At 71.8% G+C, this 13607-nt stretch carries 13 protein-coding genes; 12 read left to right on the plus strand and 1 reads right to left on the minus strand.

The window, feature by feature from the left end; all coding sequences use genetic code 11:
* Positions 1–120 precede the first annotated feature (120 nt).
* Complete coding sequence (locus OG393_RS27655; RefSeq protein ID WP_327377398.1) at positions 121–2328, minus strand: elongation factor G-like protein EF-G2; 2208 nt, start codon at positions 2326–2328, stop codon at positions 121–123.
* 379 nt (positions 2329–2707) lie between these two features.
* Here OG393_RS27655 and pgsA point away from each other — a divergent pair, with 379 nt between their 5' ends.
* From pgsA to secD, 12 genes are all read left to right on the plus strand, one after another.
* Positions 2708–3370 (plus strand): phosphatidylinositol phosphate synthase, encoded by a 663-nt coding sequence (pgsA, locus tag OG393_RS27660; RefSeq protein WP_327377399.1) that lies wholly within the window; start codon positions 2708–2710, stop codon positions 3368–3370.
* Positions 3367–4284 (plus strand): phosphatidylinositol mannoside acyltransferase, encoded by a 918-nt coding sequence (locus tag OG393_RS27665; protein WP_327377400.1) that lies wholly within the window; start codon positions 3367–3369, stop codon positions 4282–4284. Before pgsA ends, OG393_RS27665 begins: the two co-directional genes overlap by 4 nt.
* Positions 4281–5456, plus strand: coding sequence for a glycosyltransferase family 4 protein (locus OG393_RS27670; protein WP_327377401.1), 1176 nt, complete (start codon positions 4281–4283; stop codon positions 5454–5456). The genes OG393_RS27665 and OG393_RS27670 overlap by 4 nt, the downstream gene beginning before the upstream one ends.
* A 123-nt stretch (positions 5457–5579) precedes the next feature.
* Positions 5580–6122, plus strand: a complete 543-nt coding sequence (locus OG393_RS27675) for a hypothetical protein (protein WP_327377402.1) — start codon at positions 5580–5582, stop codon at positions 6120–6122.
* A 116-nt stretch (positions 6123–6238) separates the two neighbouring features.
* A complete protein-coding gene (gene pdxS / locus OG393_RS27680) occupies positions 6239–7162 on the plus strand; it encodes a pyridoxal 5'-phosphate synthase lyase subunit PdxS (protein WP_327377403.1) in 924 nt (307 codons plus the stop codon).
* Positions 7162–7752, plus strand: a complete 591-nt coding sequence (pdxT, locus tag OG393_RS27685) for a pyridoxal 5'-phosphate synthase glutaminase subunit PdxT (RefSeq protein WP_327377404.1) — start codon at positions 7162–7164, stop codon at positions 7750–7752. The genes pdxS and pdxT overlap by 1 nt, the downstream gene beginning before the upstream one ends.
* Before the next feature lie 62 nt (positions 7753–7814).
* Positions 7815–8567, plus strand: a complete 753-nt coding sequence (locus tag OG393_RS27690; RefSeq protein WP_327377405.1) for a YebC/PmpR family DNA-binding transcriptional regulator — start codon at positions 7815–7817, stop codon at positions 8565–8567.
* Between the two features lie 147 nt (positions 8568–8714).
* Complete coding sequence (ruvC, locus tag OG393_RS27695; protein WP_327377406.1) at positions 8715–9251, plus strand: crossover junction endodeoxyribonuclease RuvC; 537 nt, start codon at positions 8715–8717, stop codon at positions 9249–9251.
* Positions 9248–9880, plus strand: coding sequence for a Holliday junction branch migration protein RuvA (gene ruvA / locus OG393_RS27700; RefSeq protein WP_327377407.1), 633 nt, complete (start codon positions 9248–9250; stop codon positions 9878–9880). The genes ruvC and ruvA overlap by 4 nt, the downstream gene beginning before the upstream one ends.
* A gap of 114 nt (positions 9881–9994) precedes the next feature.
* The gene (gene ruvB, locus OG393_RS27705; RefSeq protein WP_327377408.1) at positions 9995–11074 is read left to right on the plus strand and encodes a Holliday junction branch migration DNA helicase RuvB; all 1080 of its coding nucleotides are present in this window, start codon (positions 9995–9997) and stop codon (positions 11072–11074) included.
* A 165-nt stretch (positions 11075–11239) separates the two neighbouring features.
* The gene (gene yajC, locus OG393_RS27710; RefSeq protein ID WP_327377409.1) at positions 11240–11716 is read left to right on the plus strand and encodes a preprotein translocase subunit YajC; all 477 of its coding nucleotides are present in this window, start codon (positions 11240–11242) and stop codon (positions 11714–11716) included.
* A 144-nt stretch (positions 11717–11860) separates the two neighbouring features.
* Positions 11861–13606 carry a protein translocase subunit SecD gene (secD, locus tag OG393_RS27715; protein WP_327377410.1) on the plus strand — a complete coding sequence of 582 codons (1746 nt, stop codon included), beginning with the start codon at positions 11861–11863 and terminating at the stop codon, positions 13604–13606.
* Position 13607: the final 1 nt, after the last annotated feature.

Raw genomic sequence — 13607 nt, forward strand, 5'->3', positions numbered from 1 at the left:
GCACACCTTCCGAACTGGGCACCTCAGCGTAGCGGGGTACGCGCGGATGCGTCACCGTGCGGCCGAATGCCGCCCCCTGAAAGGGAATTGAGGGGGCGACACCGACCGTAGGACCGTCGGCTACGATCCGTTCGCGCTCGATGCGCGCATCCGGTCCGCGAGCTGCGCCGGCATGGCCTGGTGCCGGGAGTAGGCGCGTTCGAAGCGGCCGGTTCCGTGCGAGACGGACCGCAGTTCGACGGCGTACGTGCCGATCTCGATCTCGGGTACCTCCGCACGTACCAGGGTGCGCCCCGGTCCGGCCTGTTCGGTGCCGACGACCCGGCCGCGCCGGCCCGACAGGTCGCTCATCACCGGGCCCACGTACTCGTCCGGTACGAGGACCCGTACCTCGGCCACCGGTTCGAGCAGCTGGACGCCCGCCTCCGCCGCCGCCTCGCGCAGCGCCAGCGCGCCGGCCGTCTGGAAGGCGGCGTCCGAGGAGTCGACCGAGTGCGCCTTGCCGTCGCGCAGGGTGATCCGCACGTCCACCAGCGGGTATCCGGCGTCCACACCGCGCGCCGCCTGGGCCCGTACGCCCTTCTCGACGGAGGGGATGAACTGGCGCGGCACGGCACCGCCCACCACCTTGTCGACGAACTCCACGCCGCTGCCCACGGGCAGCGGTTCCACGTCGATCTCGCAGATGGCGTACTGGCCGTGCCCGCCCGACTGCTTCACGTGCCGGCCCCGGCCCGCGGCGGCGGCGCCGAAGGTCTCGCGGAGCGCGACCTTGTGGGGCACGGTGTCGACCTGCACCCCGTAGCGGTCGCGCAGCCGCTCCAGGGCTACGTCCCGGTGCGCCTCGCCCAGGCACCACAGGACGATCTGGCGGGTGTCCTGGTTCTGTTCCAGCCGCATCGTCGGGTCCTCGGCGACCAGCCGGGCCAGCCCCTGGGACAGCTTGTCCTCGTCGGCCTTGCTGTGCGCCTCGATGGCGAGCGGCAGCAGCGGGTCGGGCATCGTCCAGGGCCGTATGAGCAGCGGGTCGTCCTTCGCGGAGATCGTGTCCCCGGTCTCGGCGTGGCCGAGCCGGCCGACGCAGGCCAGGTCGCCCGCGACGCAGTGCGCGAGCGGGCGCTGCTGCTTGCCGAACGGTGAGGTCAGCGCGCCGACCCGTTCGTCGACGTCGTGGTCCTCGTGGCCCCGGTCGGTCAGGCCGTGGCCCGAGACGTGGACGGTCTCGTCGGGACGCAGGGTGCCGGAGAAGACCCGGACGAGCGAGATCCGGCCGACGTAGGGGTCCGACGCCGTCTTGACGACCTCGGCGACGAGCGGCCCCTCCGGGTCGCAGGTGAGCGGTGGGCGAGGGGTGCCGTCCGGTGTGGTGACGGCGGGGAGGGGGCGCTCCGGCGGCGTGGGGAAGCCCCCGGTGATCAGCTCCAGGAGTTCCACGGTCCCCAGACCCTGCCGGCCGCCGTCGGGCGCGGGCGCCGCGGCGAGTACCGGATGGAAGGAGCCGCGGGCCACGGCCTTCTCCAGGTCGTCGACGAGCGTCTTGACGTCGATCCGCTCGCCGCCGAGGTACCGGTCCATCAGGGACTCGTCCTCGCTCTCGGCGATGATCCCCTCGATGAGACGGCCGCGGCTCTCCTCGATGAGCGCGCGCTGGGCGTCGTCCGGGGGCTCCTCCCGCCGTTCGCCGGTCGAGTAGTCGAGGATCCGTTCCGAGAGGAGGCCGAGGAGACCGGTCGTTCGTGCGTGCCCGTCCGGCCCTTCGACGCCCTGCACGGGCAGGTAGAGGGGAAGGACGGCGTCGGGGTCGTCGCCGCCGAAGATCCGGCCGCAGACGGCCGTGAGTTCGTCGAAGCCGGTGCGGGCCGTGTCCAGATGGGTCACGACGATCGCGCGGGGCATGCCGACGGCCGCGCACTCCTCCCAGACCACGCGGGTCGCCGCGGCCACGGAATCGGCCTCCTGGGCGGCCGACACCACGAAGAGGGCCGCGTCCGCGGCGCGCAGACCGGCCCGGAGCTCCCCGACGAAGTCGGCGTATCCCGGGGTGTCCAGGAGGTTGATCTTGCATCCGCCCCACTCGACGGGGACGAGCGAGAGCTGTACGGAACGTTGCCGGCGGTGCTCGATCTCGTCGTGGTCGGAGAGCGTCCCGCCGTCCTCGACGCGTCCGGCCCGGTTGACCGCTCCGGCGGTCAGCGCGAGTGCCTCGACGAGCGTCGTCTTGCCCGATCCGCTGTGGCCGACCAGCACCACGTTCCGTACGTCCGAGGGCCGGTCGGCCGTTGGAGCCCTGCCGGCGGCTCCAGGGTGGGTGTACGCCTTGTCGCCCATGATGTTCCTCCCGATCGCTTGCACGGTGAGGTGGGGGGGCGCGGGCGCGGGGGAGTGGCGGCGGCGTGTCGCGAACGGCTCCGGCGATGCCCGCGGTGGTCCTTCGAGCTTTGCACCGACGTCATGGCCCGTCCATACGTCGTACGTGCGAGGTCCCCCACACCGCGCGTACGCGGCACGCCCCCGGGTCGTCCGGGCGCCGCCCCGGCGAGGCCCCGCACCCCCCGGCGAGACGGGCCGGAAGGCGTCCCGCCGCGTCCGGACGGCGGGGCCGCGACGCGAGGGAGCGGGTGCCGACGGTGCGGCGGGGTGGTCCTGGCTACGATGGGCGGGCCGGTGGTCATCGGGACCGCCCGGCCCACCGAACCTCGGGAAGGCCATGCTGAACAAGTACGCGCGTGCATTCTTCACGCGTGTCCTCACACCGTTCGCCGCGTTTCTGCTCCGCCGGGGCGTCAGCCCGGACGCGGTCACCCTCGTGGGCACGGCCGGAGTGATGGCGGGTGCGCTGGTCTTCTTCCCCAGGGGCGAGTTCTTCTGGGGCACGATCGTCATCACCCTGTTCGTCTTCTCCGACCTCGTCGACGGCAACATGGCCCGGCAGGCCGGGATCTCCAGCCGATGGGGCGCGTTCCTCGACTCGACCCTGGACCGGGTCGCCGACGGGGCGATCTTCGGCGGCTTCGCGCTCTGGTACGCCGGCAAGGGCGACGACAACGTGCTGTGCGCGGTCGCCATCTTCTGCCTCGCCAGCGGCCAGGTCGTCTCCTACACCAAGGCGCGGGGCGAGTCGATCGGCCTGCCCGTCGCCGTCAACGGCCTGGTCGAACGGGCCGAGCGGCTGGTGATCTCGCTGGTCGCCGCGGGCCTGGCCGGGCTGCACGCCTTCGGCGTCCCGGGCATCCAGGTCCTGTTGCCGATCGCGCTGTGGATCGTGGCGGCGGGCTCCGCGGTGACACTGGGGCAGCGGGTCGTGACGGTACGGCGCGAGGCAGCGGAGGCCGACGCGGCCGCCGCCCGGGGCAGCGAGACGTCCTCGTGAGCGGCCTCGGGGACCGGCTGACCGACGGCCTCTACGGGCTCGGCTGGGCGACCGTCAAGAAGCTGCCGGAGCCGGTGGCGGCCGGACTCGGCCGCCGGATCGCCGACTTCGCGTGGAAGCGCCGCGGCAGGAGCGTGCTGCGCCTGGAGTCCAACCTGGCCCGCGTGGTGCCGGACGCCACCCCCCAGCGGCTCGCCGAGCTGTCCAGGGCCGGCATGCGCTCGTACATGCGCTACTGGATGGAGTCCTTCCGGCTGCCCACCTGGAGCAGGGAGCGGGTCGAAGGCGGCGTCGACATCAAGGACGTCCACCACCTGGAGGAAGGTCTCGCCTCCGGGCGGGGCGTCATTCTCGCGCTGCCGCACCTGGCCAACTGGGACCTCGCCGGCGTGTGGGTGACCCGTTCCCTCGGGGTGCCCTTCACCACCGTGGCGGAGCGGCTCAAGCCGGAGTCGCTCTACGACCGGTTCGTGGCCTATCGCGAGTCGCTCGGCATGGAGGTCCTGCCGCACACCGGGGGCTCCGCCTTCGGCACCCTGGCCCGCCGGCTGCGGGCCGGCGGGCTGATCTGCCTGGTCGCCGACCGCGACCTGTCGGCCAACGGCACGGAGGTCACCTTCTTCGGCGACACGGCGCGCATGCCCGCCGGTCCGGCGATGCTGGCCCAGCAGACCGGTGCCCTGCTGCTGCCGGTGACCCTCTGGTACGAGGAGTCGCCGGTGATGAAGGGACGGGTGTACGCACCCGTCGACGTGCCCGAGACGGGCACGCGGGCCGAGAAGACGTCCGTGATGACCCAGGCGCTGGCCGACGCGTTCGCCACCGGCATCGCCGACCACCCGGAGGACTGGCACATGCTGCAACGACTGTGGCTCGCCGACCTGGAGGAGCGCGGGGAGGACCGGACCGCGTGAGGATCGGCATCGTCTGCCCCTATTCCTGGGACGTGCCCGGTGGCGTCCAGTTCCACATCCGCGACCTCGCCGAGCACCTGATCCGGCTCGGGCACGAGGTCTCCGTCCTCGCCCCCGCCGACGACGAGACGCCGCTGCCCCCGTACGTCGTCTCGGCGGGCCGGGCCGTGCCGGTGCCGTACAACGGCTCCGTGGCACGGCTCAACTTCGGCTTCCTGTCGGCCGCCCGCGTCCGGCGCTGGCTCCACGACGGCACCTTCGACGTCATTCACATCCACGAGCCGGCTTCCCCGTCGCTCGGGCTGCTGAGCTGTTGGGCGGCGCAGGGCCCGATCGTGGCCACGTTCCACACCTCGAACCCGCGCTCGCGGGCGATGATCGCCGCGTACCCGATCCTCCAGCCGGCGCTGGAGAAGATCAGCGCGCGGATCGCGGTCAGCGAGTACGCCCGGCGCACGCTGGTGGAACACCTCGGCGGCGACGCGGTCGTCATCCCCAACGGCGTCGACGTCGACTTCTTCGCGCGCGCCGAACCCAGGAAGGAATGGCAGGGCGGGACACTCGGCTTCATCGGACGCATCGACGAGCCCCGCAAGGGCCTGCCGGTGCTCATGAGGGCCCTGCCCAGGATCCTCGCGGAACGTCCCGGCAGCCGGCTCCTGGTGGCCGGGCGCGGCGACGAGGAGGAGGCCGTCGCCTCCCTGCCGTCCGAGATGCGGTCACGCGTCGAGTTCCTCGGCATGGTCAGCGACGAGGACAAGGCGCGGCTGCTGCGCAGTGTCGACGTGTACGTCGCCCCGAACACCGGGGGCGAGAGCTTCGGCATCATCCTCGTCGAGGCCATGTCGGCGGGCGCGCCGGTACTCGCCTCCGACCTGGACGCCTTCGCCCAGGTGCTCGACCAGGGCGGAGCGGGCGAGCTGTTCGCCAACGAGGACGCCGACGCGCTGGCCGACGCGGCCGTCAGGCTGCTGGCGGACGAGGAGCGGCGGACCGAACTGCGGACCAGGGGCAGCGCGCACGTGCGGCGCTTCGACTGGTCGACCGTGGCCGCGGACATCCTGGCGGTGTACGAGACGGTCACGGACGGGGCGGCCTCGGTAGCGGCGGACGAGCGCACCGGCCTGCGGGCCAGGTTCGGCCTGGCACGGGACCAGGGCGCCGCGCGCTGACCCGGGCCGGTCGGACCGTGCCTGCCCGGGAGGGTCCCTCCGGACGCGCCGCGACCGTTCCCCCGCCCGCCCCCGCGCACGCCGGGAGGGTCCGCCGCCCCCGCCCCGGTAGCCTGTGCGCCCGTGACCGAAACCCTGATCTGGACCGTCGTCGCACTGATCGCGATCGGCCTGTACCTCAGCTGGACCGCGGGACGCCTCGACCGGCTGCACTCGCGCATCGACGCCGCCCGCGCCGCTCTCGACGCCCAGCTGCTGCGCCGGGCCTCGGTCGCCCAGGAGCTGGCCACCTCGGGCGTCCTCGACCCCGCCGCCTCGATCGTGCTCTACGAGGCCGCCCACGCCGCGCGCCAGGCAGAGGAGGACCACCGCGAGGTGGCTGAGAGCGAGCTGAGCCAGGCCCTGCGAGCCGTCTTCGGCGAGACCGAGCAGGTCGAGGCGGTCCGGGCGGCCCCGGGTGGCGAGGAGGCCGCCGGCGAGCTCGCCGCCGCGGTCCGCAGGGTGCCGATGGCCCGCAGGTTCCACAACGACGCCGTGCGTGCCGCCCGGGCCCTGCGCCGCCACCGCAAGGTCCGCTGGTTCCGGCTCGCCGGCCACGCCCCGTTCCCGCTGGCCTTCGAAATGGACGACGAACCGCCGTCGGCCCTTGCCGATCGCCCCGCCTGACCCGCCCCGCCTGGGAAAACGATCCACCGGCTCCCTATTGGCCCTTGCAGTGGACTGGTGGTGGCCTGTTTCCTACCTCTTGTCTCAACACCGCTTTCACGAGTGAGGTCGCCGTCGTGTCCACCACGCTTCCCAACACCCCCCAGTCCGCAGACTCCTCGGCGACGGGTACCTCCCGCGTCAAGCGCGGCATGGCCGAGCAGCTCAAGGGCGGCGTGATCATGGACGTGGTCAACGCCGAGCAGGCGAAGATCGCCGAGGACGCCGGTGCCGTGGCCGTCATGGCCCTGGAGCGCGTCCCCGCCGACATCCGCAAGGACGGCGGCGTCGCCCGCATGTCGGACCCCAACATGATCGAAGAGATCATCGGCGCCGTCTCCATCCCGGTCATGGCCAAGTCCCGCATCGGCCACTTCGTGGAGGCCCAGGTCCTCCAGTCCCTCGGCGTCGACTACATCGACGAGTCCGAGGTCCTGACCCCGGCCGACGAGGTCAACCACTCCGACAAGTGGGCCTTCACCACCCCCTTCGTCTGCGGCGCCACCAACCTCGGCGAGGCCCTGCGCCGCATCGCCGAGGGCGCGGCCATGATCCGCTCCAAGGGCGAGGCCGGCACCGGCAACGTCGTCGAGGCGGTCCGCCACCTGCGCCAGATCAAGAACGAGATCGCCAAGCTGCGCGGCTTCGACAACAACGAGCTCTTCGCGGCGGCCAAGGACCTGCGCGCTCCTTACGAGCTCGTCAAGGAGGTCGCCGAGCTCGGCAAGCTCCCGGTCGTGCTCTTCTCCGCCGGTGGCGTCGCCACCCCCGCCGACGCCGCGCTGATGCGCCAGCTGGGTGCCGAGGGCGTCTTCGTCGGCTCCGGCATCTTCAAGTCCGGTGACCCGGCCAAGCGTGCCGCCGCCATCGTGAAGGCCACCACCTTCTACGACGACCCGAAGGTCATCGCGGACGCCTCCCGCAACCTGGGCGAGGCCATGGTCGGCATCAACTGCGACACCCTGCCCGAGGCCGAGCGCTACGCGAACCGGGGCTGGTGATGACCACTCCCGTGATCGGTGTCCTGGCTCTCCAGGGCGACGTACGGGAGCACCTGATCGCCCTGGCCGCGGCTGACGCCGTGGCCAGGCCGGTCCGGCGCCCCGAGGAGCTGGCCGAGGTCGACGGCCTGGTCGTACCGGGCGGCGAGTCCACCACCATCTCGAAGCTGGCCCACCTGTTCGGCCTCATGGCGCCGCTGCGCGAGCGCATCGCCGCCGGGATGCCGGTCTACGGCAGCTGCGCCGGCCTGATCATGCTCGCCGACAAGATCCTCGACCCGCGCTCGGGCCAGGAGACCTTCGGCGGCGTCGACATGATCGTCCGCCGCAACGCCTTCGGCCGCCAGAACGAGTCCTTCGAGGCCGCCGTCGCGGTCGCCGGGATCGAGGACGGCCCGGTCGAGGGTGTCTTCATCCGCGCCCCCTGGGTCGAGTCCGTCGGAGCCGAGGTCGAGGTGCTCGCCGAGCACGGCGGCCACATCGTCGCCGTACGGCAGGGCAACGCCCTGGCGACCTCGTTCCACCCCGAACTGACCGGTGACCACCGCGTCCACGCCCTGTTCGTCGACATGGTGCGCGCCGCGGGGTGACTCGTCCCCGGTAGGATCTCTGGGGTTCGTTCTGTAATGGGTTACGCGAAGGAGACAGGCAGATGTCCGGCCACTCTAAATGGGCTACGACGAAGCACAAGAAGGCCGTGATCGACGCCAAGCGCGGCAAGCTCTTCGCGAAGCTGATCAAGAACATCGAGGTCGCGGCCCGCACCGGCGGTGCCGACCTGGACGGCAACCCCACACTGTTCGACGCCGTCCAGAAGGCCAAGAAGAGCTCGGTTCCGAACAAGAACATCGACTCGGCGATCAAGCGCGGCGGCGGCCTCGAGGCCGGCGGCGTGGACTACGAGACGATCATGTATGAGGGCTACGGCCCGAACGGTGTCGCGGTGCTCATCGAGTGCCTCACCGACAACCGCAACCGCGCTGCCTCCGACGTCCGTGTCGCCATGACCCGCAACGGCGGTTCCATGGCCGACCCGGGCTCGGTGTCGTACCTGTTCAACCGCAAGGGCGTCGTCGTCCTGCCCAAGGGCGAGCTGACCGAGGACGACGTCCTCGGCGCGGTGCTCGACGCGGGCGCCGAGGAGGTCAACGACCTCGGCGAGAGCTTCGAGGTCATCAGCGAGGCCACCGACATGGTCGCGGTCCGCACCGCCCTCCAGGAGGCCGGCATCGACTACGACTCCGCCGACTCCAACTTCGTGCCGACCATGCAGGTCGAACTCGACGAGGAGGGCGCGCGGAAGATCTTCAAGCTGATCGACGCGCTGGAGGACAGCGACGACGTCCAGAACGTCTTCGCGAACTTCGACGTCAGCGACGAGGTCATGGCGAAGGTCGACGCCTGACACCGGACCGGATGCCTGGTCCCGGAGCGACGACGACGGGCCGACGGGGACACACCCCGTCGGCCCGCCGCCGTTCGTGGGGCATTGTCGGTGCCGGCCGATAGCCTGCACGAACAGATCAGCGAAGACGGTCGAGGGAGGGGCAGCGTGCGCGTACTCGGGGTGGACCCCGGTCTGACCCGGTGCGGTATCGGCGTCGTCGAGGGCGTCGCCGGCCGGCCCCTCGCCATGCTCGGCGTCGGCGTGGTCCGGACCGCGGCGGACGACGACATCGGCCGGCGGCTGGTGGGGATCGAGCGCGGCATCGAGGAGTGGCTCGACCGCTACACACCCGGACTGGTCGCCGTGGAGCGGGTGTTCAGCCAGCACAACGTCCGCACCGTGATGGGGACGGCGCAGGCCAGCGCGGTCGCCATGCTCTGCGCCTCCCGCCGGGGCATCCCGGTCGCCCTGCACACCCCCAGCGAGGTCAAGGCCGCCGTCACCGGCAGCGGCCGGGCCGACAAGGCCCAGGTCGGAGCGATGGTGACCCGCATCCTGCGGCTCTCCGCCCCGCCCAGGCCGGCCGACGCGGCCGACGCCCTCGCCCTGGCCATCTGTCACATCTGGCGGTCCCCCGCCCAGAACCGTCTCCAGCAGGCGGTCGCCCAGCACGCCTCCGCAGTGAAAGGCCGGACCCGATGATCGCCTTTGTGAGCGGCCGGGTGGCCGCCCTCGCCCCCACCACGGCCGTGATCGAGGTCGGCGGCGTCGGCATGGCCGTGCAGTGCGCGCCGAACACCCTCGCGGAACTGAGGACCGGTCAGGAAGCGCGCCTCGCCACCTCCTTGGTGGTCCGGGAGGACTCCCTCACGCTGTACGGCTTCGCGGACGACGACGAGCGGCAGGTATTCGAACTCCTGCAGACCGCCAGCGGCGTCGGCCCCCGCCTCGCCCAGGCCATGCTCGGCGTGCACAGCCCCGACGCCCTGCGCCTCGCCGTCTCCACCGGTGACGAGAAGGCGCTGACCGCCGTCCCCGGCATCGGCAAGAAGGGAGCCCAGAAGCTGCTCCTCGAACTCAAGGACAAGCTCGGCACCCCGCTGGGCAGCGGCGGCACGGCCGGTGCGCGGCCCCCCGCGGTGTCCGGGCCGCCGCCGTGGACCGAGCAGCTGACGGCCGCGCTGATCGGTCTCGGATACGCCTCCCGCGAGGCGGAGGAGGCGGTGACGGCGGTGACGCCACAGGCCGAGGCGTCCCTCGCCGCGTCCGGTGCCGCGCCCGTACCGCAGCTGCTGCGGGCCGCCCTCCAGACGCTCAACCGCGCCCGCTAGGGTCCCTCGTCCGGATCGGACGGCGCCGCACGCACCGGTCGGTCGGGACGCCCCCGCGCCCGGCGGCCGTCCGCCGCCCGGCCGACCACCGCACCACACGAGAAGGCAGACACCGTGAACTGGGACGACGAGACGGACCCGGCAGCCGAGGACCGGATCGTCGGCGCCTCGGCCGAAGGCGACGACCAGGCCGTCGAGGCGGCTCTGCGCCCCAAGGACCTCGGCGAGTTCGTGGGCCAGGAGAAGGTCCGCCAGCAGCTCGACCTGGTCCTCAAGGCGGCCCGGCAGCGCGGTGCGACCGCCGACCACGTGCTGCTCTCCGGCGCCCCCGGCCTCGGCAAGACCACCCTGTCGATGATCATCGCGGCCGAGATGAACGCCCCGATCCGGATCACCTCGGGCCCCGCCATCCAGCACGCCGGCGACCTCGCCGCCATCCTCTCCTCCCTCCAGGAGGGCGAGATCCTCTTCCTGGACGAGATCCACCGCATGTCCCGGCCCGCCGAGGAGATGCTCTACATGGCGATGGAGGACTTCCGCGTCGACGTCATCGTCGGCAAGGGTCCGGGCGCCACCGCCATCCCGCTGGAACTGCCGCCCTTCACCCTGGTCGGCGCCACCACCCGCGCGGGCCTGCTGCCACCCCCGCTGCGCGACCGCTTCGGCTTCACCGGTCACATGGAGTTCTACGAACCGGCCGAACTCGAACGCGTCGTCCACCGCTCCGCGGGACTGCTCGACGTCGAGATCGACCCCGCGGGCGCCGCCGAGATCGCCGGCCGCTCCCGCGGCACGCCGCGCATCGCCAACCGGCTCCTGCGCCGGGTCCGCGACTACGCCCAGGTCAAGGCGGACGGAGTGATCACCGCCGCGATCGCCGCAGCCGCCCTCGCCGTCTACGAGGTCGACAGCCGCGGCCTCGACCGCCTCGACCACGCCGTCCTGCGGGCGCTGCTCAAGCTCTTCGGCGGCGGACCGGTCGGTCTCTCCACCCTCGCGGTCGCGGTCGGGGAGGAACGCGAGACGGTCGAGGAGGTCGCCGAGCCCTTCCTCGTACGCGAGGGCCTGCTGGCCCGCACGCCCCGTGGCCGGGTCGCTACGCCCGCCGCATGGGCGCATCTCGGACTCGTTCCGCCGCAGGCAGGCGGCGCGGGCGTGCCAGGAAGCGGACAACAGGGGCTCTTCGGGGCGTGACGGCGCGGACACTCGCCGGGCGAGGAACCACGGTGCGATGCTGGACGTTGTTCCATCGATGCGGACTCGCCTAGACTCCGCCGATGCCGCCCTTTCCGGTCGGCGCGCCCACCCCCGAAGATCAGGCCGCGGCTTCTCCGCGACCGTGCGAAGGAAATCCGTCCCGTGAGCATCGTGACCCTCCTCCCCTTCATCGTCCTCATCGGGGCCATGTTCCTGATGACCCGCTCTGCGAAGAAGAAGCAGCAGCAGGCGGCGCAGATGCGCAACGAGATGCAGCCCGGCACCGGCGTACGGACGATCGGGGGGATGTACGCCACCGTCAAGGAGATCGGCGACGAGACCGTTCTCCTCGAGATCGCTCCGGGCACGCACGCGGTCTACGCCAAGAACGCGATCGGCGCGGTCCTCGAGGACGCGGAGTACAACCGCATCGTCCACGGCGACGACGACACCGTCGTCCCGGACGACGCCTCCTCGCTGACCGAGGCCGCCGAGGCCACCGAGGCAGACACGACGGCCGAGGCCGCCGGCACGGACACGGCCGCCAAGGCGGACCTGACCAAGAAGGTGGACGCCGCCGAGGCCGACACCGAGGTCGAGAAGGACGGCAAGACCGACGGCGAGACCGACGCGAAGTAGTCGCGGCCGGGGACCGCGGACGCCCACCGGCGTCCGCCGGTCCCCGGAACGGTTGCACGTCTGCGGGGGCAGGTCCCCACACACACTTCGTGGCCGCACCGCGCACACCCCGCGCGGGACGGTTGGACAGGGAGAAACGACAAGGTGGCAGCACCGAAGAAGGGCCGGAGGCCGGCGGGGGGCCAGGGCAGGCCGGGGCGCGCCCTGGCACTGATCCTGATCGCCATGGTCGCGCTCACCGGCGGGATGTTCTGGTCGGGTCACACGACACCGCGCCTGGGCATCGACCTCGCCGGCGGTACCTCGATCACGCTCAAGGCGAAGGCCGAGCCCGGCAAGGAAGACGCCGTCAACGAGACCAACATGAACACCGCGGTCGGCATCATCGAGCGCCGTGTCAATGGTCTGGGTGTCTCCGAGGCCGAGGTCCAGACCCAGGGCCGCGAGAACATCATCGTCAACATCCCCAAGGGCGTCGACGAGAAGCAGGCCCGTGAGCAGGTCGGCACCACCGCCCAGCTGTACTTCCGGCCGGTCCTGACCTACGCGCCCTCGGAGCCGGCGACTCCCACCGGGAGCCCCTCGGGAACGGCGACGCCCTCCGCCTCCGCGTCCACCGCGGACGAGGGCGAGGACGACGGCAAGAAGGACGAGAAGTCCGCCACCCCGTCGGCGACCGCCTCCACCCAGGGCCGCGCGGTCTCCGAGGCCCTGAAGGCCCCGAGCCCGACGCCGACCCCCAGCGGCTCGGCGCCCCCCGAGGCGACCCCCTCGGCGGACCCCGCCACCGCGGCGCTCCAGCAGAAGTTCACCGAGCTGAACTGCCTCGATCCCAAGCAGCGCGCCGCCGTCGGTGAGGGCGTCAAGCCCGAGGACACCACCGTCGCCTGTGGCAAGAACGCCATCGGTCAGTGGGAGAAGTACATCCTCGGCCCGGCCGAGGTCGAGGGCAAGGACGTCGACGACGCCAAGGGCGTCTTCGACCAGCAGCGCGGCATGTGGATCGTCACCATGGACTTCACGGGCAGCGGCTCGAAGAAGTTCCAGCAGATCACCAGCAAGCTCTCGCAGCAGCAGGAGCCCCAGAACCAGTTCGCGATCGTGCTGGACGGCGAGGTCGTCTCCGCGCCGTCCGTGCGCCAGACGCTGAGCGCCAGCGCCGAGATCTCGGGCAGCTTCACCCAGAGCTCCGCCCAGGACCTGGGCAACATCCTGTCCTACGGAGCGCTGCCGCTGTCCTTCGACACGCAGAGCGTGACGACCGTGACCGCCGCCCTCGGTGGCGAGCAGCTGGAGGCCGGTCTCATCGCCGGCGCGATCGGCCTGGCCCTGGTCATCCTCTACCTGGTCGTCTACTACCGCGGCTTGTCGCTGGTCGCCCTGCTGAGCCTCATGGTCTCGGCGATCCTCACCTACGTGATCATGGCCCTGCTCGGCCCGGCCATCGGCTTCGCGCTGAACCTGCCGGCGGTGTGTGGCGCCATCGTGGCCATCGGAATCACCGCGGACTCGTTCATCGTCTACTTCGAACGCATCCGCGACGAGATCCGCGAGGGACGGACGCTCCGCCCCGCCGTCGAGCGCGCCTGGCCCCGTGCCCGTCGCACGATCCTGGTGTCCGACTTCGTGTCGTTCCTCGCCGCCGCGGTGCTCTTCGTCGTCACCGTCGGCAAGGTCCAGGGCTTCGCCTTCACGCTCGGCCTGACGACGCTGCTCGACGTGGTCGTGGTGTTCCTGTTCACCAAGCCGATCATGACGTTGCTGGCCCGCACCAAGTTCTTCGGCGACGGCCACGCATGGTCCGGACTGGACCCGAAGCGGCTCGGCGCCAAGCCGCCACTGCGTCGCTCCCGCCGTACCACCGCCACCATCGACCCGAAGGAGGCGTGAG

This window comes from Streptomyces sp. NBC_01216, from assembly GCF_035994945.1.
Lineage (GTDB): Bacteria > Actinomycetota > Actinomycetes > Streptomycetales > Streptomycetaceae > Streptomyces.

Coding starts and splice junctions, on each gene's coding strand:
- OG393_RS27655 (WP_327377398.1), bottom strand. CDS start 2,328: ATGGGCGACAAGGCGTACACCCACCCTGGAGCCGCCGGCAGGGCTCCA.
- pgsA (WP_327377399.1), top strand. CDS start 2,708: ATGCTGAACAAGTACGCGCGTGCATTCTTCACGCGTGTCCTCACACCG.
- pdxT (WP_327377404.1), top strand. CDS start 7,162: ATGACCACTCCCGTGATCGGTGTCCTGGCTCTCCAGGGCGACGTACGG.
- OG393_RS27690 (WP_327377405.1), top strand. CDS start 7,815: ATGTCCGGCCACTCTAAATGGGCTACGACGAAGCACAAGAAGGCCGTG.
- ruvA (WP_327377407.1), top strand. CDS start 9,248: ATGATCGCCTTTGTGAGCGGCCGGGTGGCCGCCCTCGCCCCCACCACG.